Consider the following 18,885-nt stretch of genomic DNA (forward strand, 5'->3'; position numbering starts at 1 on the left):
CGGAGCACACACATGGGTTTTCGTTGCGGGATCGTCGGCCTTCCCAATGTCGGCAAGTCGACGCTGTTCAACGCGCTGACCGAAACGCAGGCGGCGCAGGCGGCGAACTATCCGTTCTGCACGATCGAGCCGAATGTGGGCAATGTGGGCGTGCCCGATCCGCGTCTGGACCAATTGGCCGCCATCGCCGGCAGCCAGAAGATCATCCCCACCCAGCTGGGCTTTGTCGATATCGCGGGTCTGGTGCGCGGCGCGTCCAAGGGCGAAGGGCTGGGCAACCAGTTCCTGGGCAACATCCGCGAGGTGGACGCCATCGTCCACGTGTTGCGCTGTTTTGAAAATGACGACATCCAGCATGTCGACAACCGCGTTGACCCGATCTCGGACGCCGAAACGGTCGAGACCGAGCTGATGCTGGCCGATCTGGACAGTCTGGAAAAGCGCGTGGCGGCAGCGCAGAAAAAGGCGAACAGCGGCGACAAGGACTCCAAGGTGCTGGTTTCCGTGCTGGGTCAGGCGCTGGAACTGCTGCGCGATGGCAAGCCTGCCCGCCTGACGGTCCCCAAGGACGAGGACGAGGCGCGCGTGTTCAAGCAGGCGCAATTGCTGACCGCAAAGCCCGTGCTGTATGTCTGCAACGTGGAGGAAGAGAGCGCGGCCACCGGCAACAGCTTTTCGGCCAAGGTGTTTGAAAAGGCCAAGGCCGAAGGCGCCACCGCCGTCATCGTGTCCGCCGCGATCGAGGCCGATCTGGTGGGCATGCCCGCCGAGGAACGCGTCGAATTCCTGAGCGAACTGGGCCTGAAGGAAACGGGTCTGGCCCGCATCATCCGCGCTGGCTACGAACTGCTGGGCCTGCTGACGTTCTTTACCGTCGGCCCCAAGGAAGCGCGCGCATGGACCGTGTCCGCCGGGTCAAAGGCCCCGCAGGCGGCGGGCGAAATCCACACCGATTTCGAACGCGGTTTCATCCGCGCTGAAACCATCGCATTTGACGACTATATCAGCCTGAACGGGGAAAGCGGCGCGCGCGATGCGGGCAAGCTGCGTCAGGAAGGCAAGGAATATGTCGTCAAGGACGGCGACGTCCTGCATTTCAAGTTCAACGTCTAAGCCACAGGCGGGGCGCGGGCACCACCTGCGCCCCTCTTGCCCCCCCTGCCCGCGCGCCATGCGACCAATTGCCATATTGCTGACACGCGGCAACCTTAGGCACGGTGGCATGATGCAGCTTTTCCTGTTCCGCACTGCCGCCCGTGTCTGGCTGGCCAGCCTTGCCGCTGTGGCGCTGCTGTCCGCCCCCGTGATGGCCGCGCCCCGCCGCGCGCCCTTGCCCACCATCCTGATCTCGATCGACGGGTTCCGGCCGGATTACCTCTCGCCCGCGCTGACGCCCAACCTGTGGGCGCTGGCGCACAGCGGCACGCAGGGGACGATGCGGCCCGCCTTCCCCAGCATCACCTTTCCCAACCACTGGACGCTGGTGACCGGGCTGCGGCCTGATCGGCACGGCGTGATCAATGGCGCGATGGCTGATCCCGCCCATCCCGGCGCCATCTTTGGCAAAGGCAGCGAGGAGCCGTTCTGGTGGGAAGGCGCCGAGCCGATCTGGGCCGCCGCCGAGCGCGCGGGCATTCGCACCGGCACGATGTTCTGGCCCGGCAGCAGCGTGGCCATCCATGGCCAGCGCCCCGCCAACTGGCAGGCCTATCACGCTGACATGCCCAATATGGCGCGGGCCGAAACGGTGCTGGACTGGATGCGCCGCCCGGCCAGCATCCGGCCCCGTCTGGTGACGCTGTATTTTGGCGATGTGGATGTGGCCGGCCACCGCCACGGCCCGCAATCAGCCCAAGTGCGCGATGCCATCACCAGTGTGGACGCCGCCATCGGCCATTTGCGCGCCGGTTTGCGCGCCATGGGCCGCAGCGCCAATCTGGTGGTGGTGTCCGATCACGGCATGGCGCCGGTCGATCCCGCGCGGGTGGTCTGGGCCAAGGATTACCTCAACCCCGCCGATTACCGTCTGGTCAGCTATGGCGGCATTTATTTCTTCAACAACGTGCCGGGGCATGAAGCCGCACTGGCGCAACAGGTCGCGCGCTTTCCGGCGTTCATCCATTGCTGGCCCAAGGGCGATCTGCCCAAACGGTTTCATTATGGCCGCAACCCGCGCGTGCCGGACTGGCTGTGCCTGCCTGAACCGGGCGCGCGGATCATGGACGGCACCCCTGCCCACCCCAATGACGGCGGCGACCATGGCTATGATCCCGACAGCCCCGACATGCGCGCGCTGTTCATCGCCACAGGGCCAGCGTTCCGGCGTGGCGGGCATTTGCCGGTGTTCGACAATGTTGATGTCGAGCCCTTGCTGCGCCGCCTGATCGGCCTGCCCCAACGCACCCCCGATCAGCGTGATGGCAGTGACGCGGTGTTTGCCTCGGTGCTGATGCGGCGCTAGGGGCAACGCAGCGTTTCTGCCCGCCGGAGCCTGCCCCTTGCCACCCTTTGCCCGCCCTGTTGCCGCCGTCAGCCTGCTATTGGTCCCCGCTGCCGTATCCGCCGCCACACAGGACACGCAGGCCTGGTTCAGCCAAAGCCTGACCGCGCCGATCGGCAACAGCAACACGCTGGTGGTCGAACTGGCCGAGCGGGCGCGCAGCGCGGCATCGGACGGTGACCTCTACCAATATCGCATTGGCGCTGATCACACCTTGGCCAAAGGCGTCTCGGCCGGGGTCAGCGTGGTCTATATCCACAGCAATACCAAAACCGAAACCCGCCTGATGCAGCAATTGGACCTGACGCGGGGGGCGTGGTCCTCACGCACAAGGCTGGAACAGCGCATGACTGACGACAGCGCCATCACCGGATGGCGCCTGCGGCAAAGGGTGGAATGGCGCCTGCTGCTGGACCATGCCAAACACTGGACCCTGCGCGCCAATGCCGAGGGCTTCTTCACCCTCAACCGCATGACGCCCAGCGATCTGTTGGGGCTGTCGGCGCTGCGCACCCAGATCGGGGTGCAACGCCGGGTGGATGACCATCTGCGGCTGCAATTGTCATGGCTGCGGCACCAGAACTTCCGCCCTGCCCGCGCCGACAGCATCGCCAACGCGCCATGGCTGACGCTTAACTACAGCATGTAACGCTATTTCCGGCCAAACAGCTTTTCAATGTCGCCATGGGCCAGCTTGATCCAGGTCGGGCGACCATGGTTGCATTGGCCCGAATGGGGCGTCACCTCCATCTCGCGCAGCAGGGCGTTCATTTCGGCCACCGACAGCGCCCGGCCCGAACGCACGCTGCCGTGACAGGCCATGGTGGCCAGCACATGGTCGATCCGTTCGGCCAGTAACAACGCGGCACCATTGGCCGCCAGATCATCGGCCACATCGCGCACCAGCGCCTGAATATCACCCTTGCCCAGCACCGCCGGGACGGCGCGCACCAGCATCGCACAGGGGCCAAACCGCTCCAGCCCCAGCCCGAACTGGCCCAGCACCTGCGCCGCCTCCTCCAGCCGGTCGCAAGCCGGTTCGTCCAGTTCGACAACTTCGGGCAGCAACAGCGCCTGCGCGCGCGCCACCGTGTCGCCCATGCCCCCCGCGCGCAGCCGTTCCAGCACGATGCGTTCATGCGCGGCGTGCGCGTCGACGATCACCAGCCCATCCTGCGCCTCGGCAATGATATAGGTGGCAGCCACCTGCCCCCGCGCCACGCCCATAGGGTGGGCGATTGGGTCTGGGATCTCACCCTCGGCCGCCTCGGCACGGGCCATGGGTGCGGGTTCGCCGCCGGCCTGGGGGGAAAGCTGGGCCGCCTCATAACCACGCCACGCGGCCCCCGCCTCGTTCAGCCGGGGCGCGGTGTAAGCAGGAGTCGGCGCATATTGCCGCGCGAACAGGCTGGACAATGCGGGCGCGGGCGCAGGCGCTTGCGCGACCGGCTCGACCTGCCAATTGGCCATGGCATCGGCGGCGGGCGATTGGGCGGACTTGCGCCCCCCGCTGTCCAGCGCATGGCGCAAGCCCGAGACGATAAAGCCCCGGATCAACGCCGGATCGCGAAAGCGCACCTCGGTTTTGGCGGGGTGGACATTCACGTCCACCTCGGACGGCGGCAGGTCCAGAAACAGCGCCAGCACCGCGTGCCGGTCCCGCGCCAGCATCTCGGCATAGGCGCCGCGCACCGCGCCGACCAACAGCTTGTCCTTGACCGGGCGGCCATTGACGAACAGGTACTGATGATCGGCCACGCCCCGGTTGAATGTCGGCAGCCCGGCCACACCTGTCAGGCGCAAAGGCCCCTCGGGCAAGGGGCGCTCCAGATCGATCACCACGCCATCATCGGCCAATTCGCGCGCGACGATGCGGGCCACGCGCTGCGGCGCGCTTTCCCCCGGCTGCACCGCCAGCACGCGGCGGCCATCCTGTTCCAGCACAAACCCGACATCGGGCCGCGCCATCGCCAGACGCCGCACCACATCCAGACAGGCGGCATATTCGCTGCGGGCCGAGCGCAGGAATTTGCGCCGGGCGGGCACGCGGCCAAACAGGTTCTCGACGCGAATGCGGGTGCCGGGCGGCAGTGCGGCGGGGCCTTCCTCCACCACCTCGCCATGATCGACCACGCGGCGCCATCCGCTGTCCGCGCCCCGCACCCGGCTTTCGATCGTCAGGCGGGCGACACTGGCGATCGAGGGCAAGGCCTCACCGCGAAAGCCCAGCGTCATCACCTGCTCGATATTCTCATCCGGCAATTTTGACGTGGCATGCCGCTCCAGCGCCAGCGCCATCTGTTGTGGCGACATGGCACAACCATCGTCCACCACCTCAATCGCGTGCAGCCCGCCATCGGACAGGCGCACGGTGATCTGGGTCGAACGCGCGTCGATGGCGTTTTCGACCAGCTCCTTCAAGGCGCTGGCGGGCCGTTCGACCACTTCGCCCGCCGCGATGCGGTTGATCAATGCATCGGGCAGCCGCCGGATCACCGGGGGCGGCGGCGCGGACATCAAGAGGTCGGATTGGCTCATCCCCCCAGCTATAGCCGCAGCCGCGCCACAGCATCACCCCGCAGCGCCAAAAGTTTCCACCATTTTCGATACCGCCGCGCGTTTTGGCCGCTGTTGCCCTTGCGGGCCAAGGCCAACTTGCGGCAGTGCGATAAACCGATGGTGATTCGCGCCCGGCTGGTTGGCCGATTGTAAATTTCCGTCACAAAATTTTGGCTTTCGCGCGCCGCTTGGTCTAAGGGAACCGCGATCCAAATTCACGCCTCGGCGTATCGGGCCATGTCGGTGGTTCGCGGCGCCTCGATCTGACGGGTTTCTCGATGTCATCCTTTTTTCAGCGATTCTTCAAATTCGGTTCCCAGAACATGGCCATTGACTTGGGCACGGCCAACACGCTGGTGTATGTGCAGGATCGCGGGATCGTTCTGAACGAACCCAGCGTGGTGGCGATCGAGACGATCGGCGGCAACAAAAGCGTCAAGGCCGTGGGCGACGATGCCAAGATGATGATGGGCAAGACGCCCGACAGCATCGAGGCGATCCGCCCGCTGCGCGATGGCGTCATTGCCGACATCGAAATCGCCGAAGAGATGATCAAGCATTTCATCCGCAAGGTGCACGGCAAGCGCAGCCTGTTCCGTTACCCGGAAATCGTGATCTGCGTGCCTTCGGGCAGCACCAGCGTCGAACGCCGCGCCATCCGTGACGCGGCCAGCAACGCGGGCGCCAGCCAGGTGTACCTGATCCTGGAGCCGATGGCCGCCGCAATCGGCGCCGACATGCCCGTGACCGAGCCGGTGGGCTCCATGGTCGTCGACATCGGCGGCGGCACGACCGAGGTGGCGGTGCTGTCCTTGCGCGGTCTGGCCTATACCACCAGCGTGCGCGTGGGCGGCGACAAGATGGACGAAGCCATCGTCTCCTATGTCCGCCGTCACCACAACCTGCTGATCGGCGAAGCCACGGCAGAGCGTATCAAGAAGGACTTTGGCGTGGCCACCGTGCCGGCCGATGGCGTGGGTGAGACGATCCACCTCAAGGGTCGCGATCTGGTCAACGGCGTGCCCAAGGAAATCACCATCAGCCAGGCCAACGTGGCAGAGGCTTTGTCCGAACCGATCAGCGCCATCGTCGAAGGCGTGCGCATCGCGCTGGAAAACACCGCACCCGAACTGGCCGCCGACATTGTCGATCAGGGCATCGTGCTGACCGGTGGCGGCGCGCTGATCCGCGGTCTGGACGAATTCCTGCGCGAGGAAACCGGCCTGCCGGTCTCGATCGCCGAAGACCCGCTGACCTGCGTCGCGCTGGGCACTGGCCGCGCGATGGAAGATCCGGTCTATCGCGGCGTGCTGATGACGGCCTGACGGGCCGGGCGTGGCGCGGCCCTGTGACGGGGCCGCCCGCGCCATGACTGAACGTGAATGACGTGACCAATGCCCCGGTGGGGGGCGACAGGCAGGTGGCCTGACGCCGGGGCAAGAACAAGGAAGACCGGCAGCATGGCTCCGCCAGGCAACCGGCGCACCGGATATTCGCGCCGGGCGCAGTACAACACGTTCTTTGCCTATGTCGCCGGGGTGGTGGGCATCCTGGCGGGGGGCTTTTTTCTGATCGGTTCGATCGCCAGTCCGGCCAGCTATGAGGGCCTGCGCAGTCTGGCCAGCGACGCCACCGCGCCGGTGATGCGGCTGGTGACGGGCGGGCGCTCGGCGGCCAGCGGGGCGTGGAACGATGTATCGGGCTATGCCGCATCGGGCGCCGAAGTGGCGCGTTTGCGCCGAGAGGTGCAACTGGCCCGTGTCGCGGCCATTCAGGCACAGGCTCAGGCCGACGAAAACCGCCGATTGAAGGCGCTGCTGCAATTGCACGACGAGGCGCCCCGCCCGGTTACCAATGCGTGGCTGATCGCGGGCAGCAACAGTTCGACCCGCCGTTTCGCCACGATTTCGGCCGGGCGCGCACAGGGTGTGCAGCCGGGGATGCCGGTGCGCTCACCCATCGGGCTGGTCGGCCGCGTGCTGGAAGTGGGCCACCACAGCGCCCGCATCCTGTTGATCACCGACACCGAAAGCGTGGTGCCCGTGCGCCGCGCCAGCGATGGCCTGCCCGGTTTTGCCACCGGCCGCGCCGATGGCACGGTGCAGTTGCGGCTGATCACGCTGGGCGTCAATCCGCTGCGGCCGGGCGATACGTTTGTCACATCGGGGTCTGGCGGGATCTATTGGCCCGGCACGCCGATCGCGGTGGTCAGCACGCTGACCCGCGATGGCGCGATCGCCCACGTGCTGTCGGCGCCCGCCGCCAGTGAAATGGTGGTGGTGCAGCCCGCATGGCAGCCCACCGCCGACGACAGCCTGCCGCCGCCTGCCAACACCACCCCTGCGGACAAGCGCAAACCGTGAGCCGACAGCCATGAGCCAGCGCCTCTCCCGCCGTCTGGCCCAACCCATCGCCCGCACCATCAGCCGCGCGCCTTCGCCCGTGGTGGCCTATGTCGCGCCCTGGCTGGCGGTGATGCTGGGCTCGGTTCTGCCCAGCCTGCCCTATGTGGGCGTCACACCGATGTTTCCGCCGCTGGGCTTTCTGGTGCTGTTGTCGTGGCGGCAATTGCGCCCCGGACTGATGCCGGTTTGGGCCGGATTTCCGCTGGGCCTGTTTGACGACCTGTTTTCGGGCCAGCCATTTGGCAGCGCGATCCTGTTGTGGTCGGCCACGATGCTGGCGCTCGACATTATCGAGGCGCGCTTTCCATGGCGCAACTTTCTGGTCGACTGGATGGTGGCCAGTTGCATGATCGTCGCCTGCATCCTGTTGCAGGTGCTGATTGCCAACCATGCCGGCGGGGCGACCCCGGTGGTGCTGGTGGTGCCGCAAATCCTGCTGTCGGTAGCGGTCTATCCGATGGTGGGGCGCGCCGTGGGCCGGCTGGATAGCTGGCGTTTGATCCGATACCGGGTGATCGGCTGATGGCCAAGACGACGACACCGGGCACACTGCGCAACAGTTTTGACCGGCGCAGCATTCTGGTGGGCAGCATTCAGGGCGGGATCGGCGTGCTGTTGGCGGCGCGCATGACCTATATCGCCGTGGCCGAAAACCAGCATTACGTGACCATGGCGGAAAGCAACCGGGTGAACCTGTCGCTGATCCCGCCGCGCCGGGGCTGGATTTTGGACCGCAACGGGCAGCCTTTGGCCTCGAACCGCGCCGATTTCCGCGTCGACATCATCCCGGACAAACTGACCGACAAGGACACCGCCGTCGCCACGCTGGCCGATGTGCTGGGCCTGTCCGACATTGACCGGCAGGATCTGAACGACCGGCTGGAAAAGGCCAGCGGTTTTCAGCCGGTCGAGGTGGCCGCCCATCTGGAATGGGAAAAGTTTGCCGCGCTCTCGGTGCGCATGCCCGATATGCCCGGCGTGGTGCCCCAGCGCAGCTTTTCGCGCTTTTACCCGACGGGGCCGTGCGTGGGCCATCTGATCGGCTATGTCGGCGCGGCCAACGCCAAGGATTACGAAAACGAGAAGAACCCCCTGCTGGTGACGCCGGGGTTCAAGATCGGCAAGGACGGGCTGGAAAAGAAGTTCGACCTGCAATTGCGCGGCGTGCCGGGCGCGCGCCGGGCCGAAGTGACGGCCAGTGGCAAATTCGTGCGCGATCTGGACACGCGTGAGGATGTGCCCGGCGCGCCGATCAAGCTGACGATTGATGCCGCGTTGCAGGAATATGTCGCCCGCCGCATCGGCACGGAAAGCGGCGCCTGCGTGGTGATGGACGTGCAGTCGGGAGACATTCTCGCCTTTGCCTCGATGCCCAGTTTCGACCCCAACAGTTTCACCGACGGGGTGGGCCGCGTCGAATGGAAAATGCTGGCCGAGGACGATCACCTGCCCTTGCGCAACAAGATCATCCACGGGTTGTACCCCCCCGGATCGACGGTCAAACCGGCCGTGGCGCTGGCTTTTCTGGAAGCCGGGCTGGACCCGCATGCCAGCGTCTATTGCGGCGGCGGTTTGCAGGTGGGCAACCGCGTGTTCCACTGCTGGGAACGGCGCGGCCACGGACAGACCGACATGGCCAAGGGCATCTATCAGTCCTGTGACGTCTATTTCTATCATTTCGCCCAGAAAATCGGCACCGAGAAGATCGCCCAGTTGATGAAGCGCATGGGCTGGGGTCAGAAATTCGACCTGCCCTTTGCCAGCCAGTCCTATGGCACGGTGCCAGACCCGGCGTGGAAACAGCGCAAATACAAGAAGGATTGGGCCGTGTATGACACGGTCAACGCCACCATTGGTCAGGGCTATATGCTGGTCAATCCGCTGCAACAGGCGGTGGTGGCCAGTCGCATCGCCAGCGGCAACAATGTGCAACCGCGCCTGATCCTGGACGGACACAAGCCGCAGGCGCAAACGCTGGGCATTTCCAAGGAACATCTGGACATTGTCCGCAGCGCCATGAACGAGGTGGTGAACGGGCGCGGCACCGCCGGGCGGGCCAAGCTGCCGCTCGATGGCATCCAGATGGCGGGCAAGACCGGCACCGCACAGGTGGTGGGCCTGAACATCGGCAATGGCAAGGGCGGCATGTGGAAGCACCGCGACCACGGCCATTTCATCGCCTTTGCCCCATTTGACAACCCGCGCTATGCCTGCGCCGTGCTGATCGAGCATGGCGGCGGGTCAAGTGCGGCCTATCCGATCGCGCGCGATGTGATGACATTCCTGTTCGACCCGCAAAAGGCGTGGGACGCGCTGTTGCCGATGGAAAACGGCTGGGGCGGCACGCCGCAACAGCGGATGGCGGCCAAATACCGCAGCTATGCCGAAAAATACGGCGTCTCCGCACCCAAGGCAGAGGATGCCGAGGCGGCGCTGGGCCGACAGGAAGAGGAACAGGGCAACCCGCAGCCGATCCAGTCGGGCGCGGCCAGCCCCGCCCCCGAACCCGTCGCCGAAGCGCCCGCCCCTGCCGCCGCCGCCCCGCCGCCTGCGCCGTCTGCGCCGTCTGCCCCCCCCGCCCCGCATGGAGCGCCGGAATGAGCCTGAACGGACCCTCGATCATTCCCGCCCCGCTGCGCAGCCTGCCATGGGGCATGCTGGCGCCGCTGACGCTGCTGGTGTTCTTTGGCGCGACGGTGCTCTATTCGGCAGCCGGTGGGCGGCTGGGGCCATATGCGGTTCGCCATGTGCTGAATTTCGTGGTGTTTCTGGGCCTTGCGATCTTTCTCTCGCGTCAGCCACAGCACCGCTTCCGTCAGGCGGCCTATCCACTCTACGGCATTCTGGTGTTCCTGCTGGTGCTGGTCGAGGCGGTGGGCAAGGTTGGTGGCGGCAGCCAGCGCTGGCTCAATCTGGGCTTCATGCAGTTGCAGCCTTCCGAACTGATGAAGCCGGGGATCGTGCTGGTGATGGCAACGTTCTTTGCCGGGCTGCCGCCGACGATGACGCGCGGTTGGCGCGCGCTGGTTGCGCCCGCACTGTTGCTGGGCCTGCCGGCGGGGCTGGTGATCATCCAGCCCGATCTGGGCACGGGTCTGGCGATCTGCTTTGGCGCGACGGTGGTGATCTTCATGGCGGGCGTGCCGCTGTGGTGGTTCATCAGTGGCGGGATCGCCGCCGCCATTGCCGCGCCGCTGGCGTTCTTTTTCGCGCTGCATGACTATCAGCGCAACCGCGTGCTGGTGTTCCTTGACCCGGAAGCCGACATGCTGGGCACCGGCTATCACATCACCCAATCGAAAATCGCCATTGGTTCGGGCGGCTTCTTTGGCAAGGGGCTGGGCAATGGCAGCCAGAGCCATCTGAACTACCTGCCCGAATCGCACACCGACTTTGCCTTTGCCACCATGGCCGAAGAATGGGGCATGATGGGCGGATTGTTCATTCTGGCGGTGTTCTTTGGCGTGCTGTTCCGCTGGGGCATGGGGGTGGCGCGCCGCGCGCCCGATCGCTTCAGCCAGTTGCTGGCGGCGGGGATGACCTGCACCGTGTTTTTCTATGTCGCGATCAACATGTCGATGGTGATGGGCCTGGCCCCGGTGGTGGGCATTCCCCTGCCCTTTATCAGCCACGGCGGGTCATCGATGATGACCAACATGATCTGCATCGGCGCGATCATGGCGGTGGACCGCTGGACGCGCTTTAGCCCCCATTGAGGCGGGGAGCGCGGGCGGCCCACAGCACCCCCGCGTGTGACGTTGAAAGACAATGCGAAATTTTTTGAAAAAACCACGACGAATCACTTGCGCCCCTTCGAACAATCGTTAAAGGGGGCGCTCCCGGCAGGCGGCGCTGACCAAGGCGCCGCACCAGATGGTGGGATGGACGCATAGCTCAGTTGGTAGAGCAGCTGACTCTTAATCAGCGGGTCCTAGGTTCGAGCCCTAGTGCGTCCACCAAACCACACTGCCTTGGCAGGTTCGCCCTGCCCCATGCAAGATGCGTGGACGCATAGCTCAGTTGGTAGAGCAGCTGACTCTTAATCAGCGGGTCCTAGGTTCGAGCCCTAGTGCGTCCACCAATCTTCCTCCCCACAGCTTGATCGCCACCCGCGCTTTTCAATGCGGCCTCGCGGCTGTATCGCACTGGCATGAGCGACACCCCATCCCCCGCCCCGCGCCCGCAACGCCTGCCCGGGCTTGAAGTGCTGCGGTTGATCGCGGCCTCCTGTGTGCTGTTCCTGCACGCGCTGGCCAATTTTGGCGCGACATCGGGGATCACGCTGACCGCCGCCAACGGCACGCCGTTTGACGCGGCGCGATTGTTCGGGCGGGGCTATCTGGGGGTGGATTTCTTCCTGATGCTATCGGGCTTTCTGATGGCGACCGTGCAGGAACCCCGGCTGAGCACCGGCCTGTCGCCGTGGCGGTTCATGGGTAAGCGCTATTGGCGGTTGTGGCCGATGATGGCGCTGGGCGGGCTGATCGGCCTGCCGCGCCTGTTCATCCGCGCGCCTGACTGGTGGGACGCGACATGGGTGGCGGCGGCCAACCTGTTGCTGATCCCGGTGCCGTGGCACAGTTTCGTCTTTCCGCTGAACGTCCCGGCCTGGACCATCGCCTGCGAGCTGATCTGCAACGCGCTGCACGTCACCTTGCTGTGGCGCATCCGGGGCGGGTGGCTGTGGCTGGCGCTGGCCGCGCTGCTGCCGGTTCAGCTGTGGATCGGGGCACATTGGCAATATTACAATGTGGGCGCGCAACCGGCCAATTTCCTTCCCGGCGTGGCACGCTGCCTGTTTGCCTATATGCTGGGCATGGGGCTGGCGCGGTGGTGGCGCGCGGGCACGCCCATCCCGATGCCGTGGTGGCTTGCGCTGCCGCTGATGCCGCTGGTGCTGGCGCTGGCGCATTGGGGGCAATGGCGCGGCTGGGGGTATGAGCTGGGCTTTACGCTGGTGATCTGCCCGCTGATGATTGCCGGCGCGATGCGGCTGAACCGGTTTCACGGCGCCGCGGCATGGGCCGGGCGGCTGTCCTTTCCGCTGTTCGCGCTGCAAATGCCCATTCTGGAAGGGATGCGGATGCTGCACAGCAGCTATTGGGTGGCGATTGGGCTGGCCTATGGCGTCAGTGTGGCGGCGATGGCGGGGTCCTATGCCCTATCCAAATGGCTGGATAACCGCAGAATGGTCACATCAATGTGATTACCCGCGTTGACATCACATAGTGATGTGATAGCCTGCACTCCATGACAAACCCCATCATCGATCGCGTCCGCTCGCTCGTCACCGAAGGTGGCATGACCCGCTCTGGCCTGGCGCGCGCCGCCGGCCTGCACGCCAACACCCTGCGTGACTGCACCGAGCCTGACTGGAACCCCACCGCCGACACGCTGGCCAAGCTGGAACGCTGCCTGAGCGAGAACGATGACACCCCGGTGCTGGCCAGCGTCGAGGAGATCATCGAGGAAGCGCGCAACGGCCGCATGTACATCCTGGTCGATGACGAGGACCGCGAGAACGAGGGCGACCTGATCATCCCGGCGCAGATGGCCACGCCCGCTGCCGTCAATTTCATGGCCACCCATGGGCGCGGGCTGGTCTGCCTCGCCCTCTCTGCCGAACGCGTGGACCAGCTGGGTCTGGAGCCGATGAGCCGCCGCAATGGCACGCCGCTGGGCACCGCCTTTACCGTTTCGATCGAGGCCAAGGAAGGCATCAGCACCGGCATTTCGGCCGCTGACCGCGCCCGCACCGTCTCGGTCGCGATCGACGCCAGCAAGGGCCCGACCGACATCGTCAGCCCCGGCCACGTCTTTCCGCTGCGCGCGCGCCCCGGTGGCGTGCTGGTCCGCACCGGCCACACCGAGGCCGCCGTCGACATCTCGCGTCTGGCCGGGCTGAACCCCTCGGCGGTGATCTGTGAGGTGATGAATGACGATGGCACCATGGCCCGTCTGGACGACCTGATCGCCTTTTGCCGCAAGCACAACATGAAGATCGGCACGATCCGCGACCTGATCGCCTATCGCCGCCAGCACGACCGCATGGTCGAAAAGAAGAACGAGACCACCTTTACCAGCAAGCACGGCGGCGACTGGATCGCCCGTTCCTATTACAACAAGGCGACGGGTGACGAAAATCTGGTGCTGCTCAAGGGCCACGTTGACCCGGCAAAGCCCACGCTGGTGCGCATGCACGCCTATTCGATGTTCGCCGACATGCTGGCCGAGGACAACGACCGCCAGAACCTGTTGCAGCGTTCGATGGAAATCATCGCCGAAGAAGGCGCGGGCGTCATCGTCGTCGTCTCGCGCCCCGGCAAGGGCATGGTGTCGCAGGCGATCACCCTGCGCGAACAGTTGCGTTCGGGTCAGGCCCCTGCCATCGAGGAACTGCGCGACTATGGCGTGGGCGCGCAGATTCTGGCGGAACTGGGCGTGCATGACATGATCCTGCTGACCAACACCCATCACACGCTGGTCGCACTGGAAGGCTATGGCCTCTCGATCGTGGGCGAGCGCCGTCTGGACTGAAGCGCCCGGCGCCCCCTTCCCTCTCTTTGCGAAAGACCCGTTCCATGGCCCGTTTCCTGATTGTCGAAGCCCGTTTCTATGACCACTTGAACGACATGCTGGTCGAAGGCGCGCGCGCCGCGTTGAAAAAGGCCGGTCATTCGGTCGATGTCATCACCGTTCCGGGCGCGCTGGAAATCCCCGGCGCGATCGCCTTGGCCGACCAGAGCGGCGATTACGAAGGCTATGTCGCGATTGGCGTCGTGATTCGCGGCGAAACCTATCATTTCGAAATCGTCGCGGGGGAAAGCGCTCGCGGCATTATGGCGCTGACGATGGATGGCGTGGCGATCGGCAATGGCATCCTGACCGTCGAAAACGAGGAACAGGCCATCGTTCGCGCCGACCCCAAGCAAAAGGACAAGGGCGGCGAAGCAGCCAAGGCGGCCTTGGCACTTTTGGCACTTCGGGAAAAATTTGCCTGAATTCAGCGATTAACGACTTGTTAATGGCCCCGCTCGGTTAACCATACCGCAGCGGGGTTTTCGCATATGCAATTCCTATATCCGCCGCAGCGCAGTGTCGCGCGGGTGCCTGCATCGCGCGAATATGACAGGAAAAATTCACCGGGTGTAATGTGATTTCGCACAGCCTAGCCTATGGATCTGCACTAGGAGCTATGATAAGTGTAGTTACGTAACAGTCATTCCGCTGCATCGCGATACAAAAGCAAGCGTCGCAGGAGGGTGACAGTGCCGCATAAGCAGACCCGGACTGGGCACCCGGTACATCCGCTTATGTAGGTACAAGGGCAATCTGGATTCTGGTGGATGTACGATGGGTACGTCGCTTCATACTCGTGAGTGCAACATGTTCGCCACACCGCATGCTTCGGGTTTCAATAAAGCGTTGATGCCCCAGCTGCAAAGCTGTCTGGAGGAGCTGGACAGGCTGGGTGAGCATGTGGCTGCCGCACATCTGTCAGCCTGCATCGAGACGCTGACCGACCAATCCGATATGGATACAGAAGAATCCATATCGGATTAATATCGCAGAGTCTTTACTGTTTGATTTCGTCAAAATTGGACGCATAATGCTCCATTATGACGAGAGCCTTTTGGTGCCTGTAAAGGGGGAAATGGTCCGCCCCCAATAGGTGCCGAATGGTGGCAGATGAAGGCCAATTCATGCCGCAGGATGTGCACAGGACCCGAAACGCAGGCGACGCGCAATCTCGCCTTAGTGAATTGACCAGCGAACTGGCCCGCATGGCGGCAGAGCTGAATGAATTGGCGGAACTGCGCGACGCCGAAAAAGTCCCCGATGGCGGCTCCGACCCGGCCGAACAGGCGCAGGCGATCTATCGCAACCGGCGGCGGCGCTCGCACATTTTCGGCAGCGAGGATCTGTTTGGGGAGCCCGCTTGGGACATGCTGCTGGACCTCTATGTCGCCGAAAAAAAGCAGAAGCGTATCGCAGTGACCAGCGCCTGCATCGGTGCGGCCGTACCGCCCACCACCGCCTTGCGCTGGATCCGCATTCTGGAGGACAAGAAGCTGGTCATCCGCGAGGTCGACAAGGAGGACGCGCGGCGTACCTTTGTCCGCCTGTCCCCGCTGGGGTGCGAACGGATGGACGCCTATTTTGCCGGGCGCGGAGCGCCTTTATAACGCCACCATAATGCTATCACTGACAACAAAAGGGGCACCCTCACCCATTGGTGACGGCGCCCCTTTTGTGTGCGGTGAACGGGGCGGGCCAGCAGCCCACCCCGCACCCCGTCCTAGAGCGTTTTCCGTTCACGCTGGCGCGAACGGAAAAGCGATGCTCAAGCGCCGCGCGGGCTATTGCCAATTTCCGACCCCAAAAGATCGGAAACCATTTTAGCCCAGCAGACGGCCAAACGCGGCCTTGCCGGCATAGCGCGAGGCGGTGCCCAGCTGTTCCTCGATACGGATCAGTTGGTTATACTTAGCCAACCGGTCCGAACGGGCCAGCGAACCGGTCTTGATCTGACCGCAGTTGGTGGCCACCGCCAGATCGGCGATGGTCGCGTCCTCGGTCTCGCCCGAACGGTGCGACATCACGGCGGTGTAACCGGCGCGCTGGGCAATGCTGACAGCTTCCAACGTCTCGGTCAGGCTGCCGATCTGATTTACCTTGACCAACAACGAGTTAGCCAGACCCTTTTCGATGCCCATCGTCAGGCGCTTGGGGTTGGTGACGAACAGGTCGTCGCCCACCAGTTGCACCTTGTCGCCCACCAGATCGGTCAGCGCCTTCCAGCCCTCGAAATCGTCCTCGCTCATGCCGTCCTCGATCGAGATGATCGGATAGTCGGCGGTCAGCTTGGCCAGATATTCGGCGAATTCCACGGGGCTGAGCGACAGGCCTTCGCCCGAAATCTCATACTTGCCGTTCTTGAAGAACTCGGTCGAGGCGCAGTCCAGCGCCAGCAGGATGTCGCTGCCCAGCTTGAACCCGGCCTTTTCGATCGAGGCCGAGACAAAGTCCAGCGCGGCGCGGGTGCTGGCGATATTGGGGGCAAAGCCGCCCTCGTCGCCCACGGCCGTGGCCAGACCCTTCTCGTGCAGGCCCTTCTTCAGCGTGTGGAAGATTTCCGCGCCCCAACGCACCGCCTCGGCGATCGAGTCGGCGCCCACGGGCATGATCATGAATTCCTGGAAATCGATCGGGTTATCAGCATGTTCGCCGCCATTGATGATGTTCATCATCGGCACCGGCAGAACATGCGCCGACACGCCGCCAACATAGGTGTAGAGCGGCATACCGCGCGCGTCAGCGGCCGCCTTGGCCACGGCCAGCGAGGTGCCCAGAATGGCGTTGGCGCCCAGACGGCCCTTGTTCTCGGTGCCGTCCAGCTCGATCATGGCCAGATCGATGTCGCGCTGGTCTTCGGCGTCCAGGCCCGTCAGCGCGTCGGCGATCTCGGTGTTGACGGCATCAACCGCCTTGGTCACGCCCTTGCCCAGATAGCGGCTCTTGTCGCCATCGCGCAATTCGACGGCTTCGTGCGCGCCGGTGCTGGCGCCCGAAGGCACAGCGGCGCGGCCAAAGCTGCCATCTTCCAGCAGCACGTCCACTTCGACGGTGGGGTTGCCGCGGCTGTCCAGAATTTCGCGGGCGTGGATGTCGATAATCGCGGTCATGGCGGGTTCATCTCCTCTCGGCCAGGGTCAGCATTCGCTGTCGCGCGCACCCTTAGCAGGCGGACCTCGCCAAGCAAGCTGCATTGCGGCATATTAGGAAGGCTTTTCGGTAGTAACCGTCGTATAAGCGAAATCGACTCTGTCGAAGCCTGCATGAAAGGAGCACTTGCCATGGCCGAAACTGAACAGCTGGACACCGCGACCACCGCCGTGGACGCCACTGACGCCGCCGCGACCGGCGCCAAGGCCCGCTTTTCCAAGGCACTGGACGAGGCCAAGAGCAGCGCTGTCGCCCTGACCAAGGACCTGCAGGAAAAGGCCGCCCCCCATATCGAACAGCTCTCGGCGCAGGCCAAGGACAAGGCTGCCGAACTGGGCGGCGAGGTCAAGGAAAAGGCGCTGGAACTGGCCAATGACGGCAAGACCAAGGCGAGCGATGCGCTGGCAGCGATTGGCAAGCTGATCGCCGACAACGCCGAGGTGCTGGACGACAAGGTGGGCAACAAATACGGCGACTATGCCCGCACCGCCGCGCGCCAGTTGCAGGAAACCGCCGCTGGCCTTGAGTCCAAGGATCTGGCCGAACTGGGCGCCGAGGCCAAGGATTACATCAAGAAGCACCCCGGCGTGGCCATTGGCGCGGCGGCGGTGATCGGCTTCTTCCTTGCCCGCGCGCTGAAGGGTTCGCCCGAAGCCGGGGACGACACCGACACCGACGAGGCCTGACACCACCGTTCCGGGCGCGCGCATGGCGTGACGCCCGGAACGGCCGGGCATGACGCGACGCGGACTGACGCCGCGTCGCATGGCGGCGAACAGGGGGCTGCGCGCCGCACTTACCGCAACACGGGGACAATCACACGCATGCCGAAACGGCGGGACACGCGTCCACATGACGCGGCACAGGCGGACCAGGCCGCAGATGGCCAGGCCGCGGCCGACACATCACACGCGGCGCGGCGCGGATGGCGGCGCTTTTTCCGCCCCGCAACGGGGGCCGATGGCGCACATGCCCACCGCTGGCTGTCTGATGACGTCAGCAGCTTCTACCACTCCGCGCGCGATGCCTGGGACAGCGAGATCGCCTTTCAAAAGGCCCGCGCGCGCCTTGCCGCCCGCCTGACGGCGCGGATTGCGGCGCTGGGCTGTCTGGCGCTGACGGGGCTGTTCTTTGTCGCCATGGCGCTGGTGGTGGGCGCGGTGCTGGGGCTGGCGCAATGCGTTGGGCCGTGGTGGGCGACGGCCATTGTCGCGGGCGCGTTGGCGCTGATCACGCTGATGGCGGTCGGGGCCGCGCGGTCGCAATGGCGCCGCCTGCGCCACGCGCTGTTTGGCACGGAAGGCTGATCCCATGAACCGCGAGGATATGGAGCTGGAAGCTCTGCGCGCCGCGCGTGACAGCGCGCGCGGGCGTTTGGCGGCACAGGTGGATGGCTTGCGCGATCTGGCGCGGCCCGGCGCGCTGACCCAGCGTATCCGCGACGAGGTCGAGGACCGTTCACGCGACGCGCTGTATCAGGCGATGGAGATCGCCAGCGATCAGCGCGGCATTCTGGCCGGCACGCTGACCGCGCTGGCGCTGTGGGCGGTGCGCAAACGGCTGTTGGCCAAGGCGGGTGACGCGCTAGCCAAGGGCAAGCGGCCCAAAGCGGTCAACGCCGCGCTGGACCAGGCCCGCGCCCTGCTGGAAAAAGCGCTGGCCAAGCTGGACAAAACCCCGGATTGACCCCTGCGC

18 protein-coding genes and 2 tRNA genes are annotated in these 18,885 nt (G+C 64.9%); 18 read left to right on the forward strand and 2 right to left on the reverse strand.

What is annotated here, in order from left to right; translation table 11 throughout:
• The first annotated feature begins 12 nt into the window (after positions 1–12).
• From ychF to GTZ99_RS07045, 3 genes are all read left to right on the forward strand, one after another.
• Positions 13–1,113, forward strand: a complete 1,101-nt coding sequence (gene ychF / locus GTZ99_RS07035) for a redox-regulated ATPase YchF (protein WP_161717535.1) — start codon at positions 13–15, stop codon at positions 1,111–1,113.
• Between the two features lie 109 nt (positions 1,114–1,222).
• Complete coding sequence (locus GTZ99_RS07040) at positions 1,223–2,461, forward strand: alkaline phosphatase family protein (protein ID WP_161717536.1); 1,239 nt, start codon at positions 1,223–1,225, stop codon at positions 2,459–2,461.
• A gap of 37 nt (positions 2,462–2,498) precedes the next feature.
• Positions 2,499–3,149, forward strand: a complete 651-nt coding sequence (locus tag GTZ99_RS07045) for a DUF2490 domain-containing protein (protein WP_161717537.1) — start codon at positions 2,499–2,501, stop codon at positions 3,147–3,149.
• 2 nt (positions 3,150–3,151) lie between these two features.
• Here the strand turns inward: GTZ99_RS07045 and mutL are convergent, their stop codons facing one another.
• Complete coding sequence (gene mutL, locus GTZ99_RS07050) at positions 3,152–5,038, reverse strand: DNA mismatch repair endonuclease MutL (protein WP_227711150.1); 1,887 nt, start codon at positions 5,036–5,038, stop codon at positions 3,152–3,154.
• A 299-nt stretch (positions 5,039–5,337) separates the two neighbouring features.
• Here mutL and GTZ99_RS07055 point away from each other — a divergent pair, with 299 nt between their 5' ends.
• The 12 genes from GTZ99_RS07055 to GTZ99_RS07110 all read left to right on the forward strand — a co-directional run bounded on the left by GTZ99_RS07055 (position 5,338) and on the right by GTZ99_RS07110 (position 15,650).
• Positions 5,338–6,384, forward strand: coding sequence for a rod shape-determining protein (locus GTZ99_RS07055; RefSeq protein ID WP_161717538.1), 1,047 nt, complete (start codon positions 5,338–5,340; stop codon positions 6,382–6,384).
• Positions 6,385–6,519: 135 nt separating this feature from the next.
• Positions 6,520–7,422, forward strand: coding sequence for a rod shape-determining protein MreC (gene mreC / locus GTZ99_RS07060; protein WP_161717539.1), 903 nt, complete (start codon positions 6,520–6,522; stop codon positions 7,420–7,422).
• 10 nt (positions 7,423–7,432) lie between these two features.
• Positions 7,433–7,987, forward strand: coding sequence for a rod shape-determining protein MreD (gene mreD / locus GTZ99_RS07065; RefSeq protein WP_161717540.1), 555 nt, complete (start codon positions 7,433–7,435; stop codon positions 7,985–7,987).
• Positions 7,987–10,065, forward strand: coding sequence for a penicillin-binding protein 2 (mrdA, locus tag GTZ99_RS07070; protein ID WP_161717541.1), 2,079 nt, complete (start codon positions 7,987–7,989; stop codon positions 10,063–10,065). Before mreD ends, mrdA begins: the two co-directional genes overlap by 1 nt.
• On the forward strand, positions 10,062–11,180 hold the full coding sequence (gene rodA / locus GTZ99_RS07075; protein WP_161717542.1) for a rod shape-determining protein RodA: 1,119 nt from the start codon (positions 10,062–10,064) through the stop codon (positions 11,178–11,180). Before mrdA ends, rodA begins: the two co-directional genes overlap by 4 nt.
• A gap of 167 nt (positions 11,181–11,347) precedes the next feature.
• A tRNA-Lys gene (locus GTZ99_RS07080) sits at positions 11,348–11,423 on the forward strand.
• 46 nt (positions 11,424–11,469) lie between these two features.
• A tRNA-Lys gene (locus tag GTZ99_RS07085) sits at positions 11,470–11,545 on the forward strand.
• A gap of 69 nt (positions 11,546–11,614) precedes the next feature.
• Positions 11,615–12,670, forward strand: coding sequence for an acyltransferase family protein (locus GTZ99_RS07090; RefSeq protein WP_161717543.1), 1,056 nt, complete (start codon positions 11,615–11,617; stop codon positions 12,668–12,670).
• 44 nt (positions 12,671–12,714) lie between these two features.
• The gene (gene ribB, locus GTZ99_RS07095) at positions 12,715–14,001 is read left to right on the forward strand and encodes a 3,4-dihydroxy-2-butanone-4-phosphate synthase (protein WP_161717544.1); all 1,287 of its coding nucleotides are present in this window, start codon (positions 12,715–12,717) and stop codon (positions 13,999–14,001) included.
• Between the two features lie 44 nt (positions 14,002–14,045).
• Positions 14,046–14,465 carry a 6,7-dimethyl-8-ribityllumazine synthase gene (ribH, locus tag GTZ99_RS07100; protein ID WP_161717545.1) on the forward strand — a complete coding sequence of 140 codons (420 nt, stop codon included), beginning with the start codon at positions 14,046–14,048 and terminating at the stop codon, positions 14,463–14,465.
• A 385-nt stretch (positions 14,466–14,850) separates the two neighbouring features.
• Complete coding sequence (locus GTZ99_RS07105; protein WP_161717546.1) at positions 14,851–15,027, forward strand: hypothetical protein; 177 nt, start codon at positions 14,851–14,853, stop codon at positions 15,025–15,027.
• 200 nt (positions 15,028–15,227) lie between these two features.
• Positions 15,228–15,650 (forward strand): helix-turn-helix domain-containing protein, encoded by a 423-nt coding sequence (locus tag GTZ99_RS07110; RefSeq protein WP_161717547.1) that lies wholly within the window; start codon positions 15,228–15,230, stop codon positions 15,648–15,650.
• A gap of 213 nt (positions 15,651–15,863) precedes the next feature.
• On the opposite strand, the gene eno is transcribed toward GTZ99_RS07110, so the two are convergent.
• A complete protein-coding gene (eno, locus tag GTZ99_RS07115) occupies positions 15,864–17,150 on the reverse strand; it encodes a phosphopyruvate hydratase (protein ID WP_161717548.1) in 1,287 nt (428 codons plus the stop codon).
• A gap of 171 nt (positions 17,151–17,321) precedes the next feature.
• Here eno and GTZ99_RS07120 point away from each other — a divergent pair, with 171 nt between their 5' ends.
• The 3 genes from GTZ99_RS07120 (at position 17,322) to GTZ99_RS07130 (ending at position 18,876) form a co-directional block, all read left to right on the forward strand.
• Positions 17,322–17,876 (forward strand): hypothetical protein, encoded by a 555-nt coding sequence (locus tag GTZ99_RS07120; RefSeq protein WP_161717549.1) that lies wholly within the window; start codon positions 17,322–17,324, stop codon positions 17,874–17,876.
• Between the two features lie 138 nt (positions 17,877–18,014).
• Complete coding sequence (locus tag GTZ99_RS07125) at positions 18,015–18,497, forward strand: phage holin family protein (RefSeq protein WP_161717550.1); 483 nt, start codon at positions 18,015–18,017, stop codon at positions 18,495–18,497.
• Between the two features lie 4 nt (positions 18,498–18,501).
• Complete coding sequence (locus GTZ99_RS07130) at positions 18,502–18,876, forward strand: hypothetical protein (protein WP_161717551.1); 375 nt, start codon at positions 18,502–18,504, stop codon at positions 18,874–18,876.
• Positions 18,877–18,885 lie beyond the last annotated feature (9 nt).

The sequence above is a fragment of the Novosphingobium ovatum genome, assembly GCF_009909235.1.
GTDB lineage: Bacteria > Pseudomonadota > Alphaproteobacteria > Sphingomonadales > Sphingomonadaceae > Novosphingobium > Novosphingobium ovatum.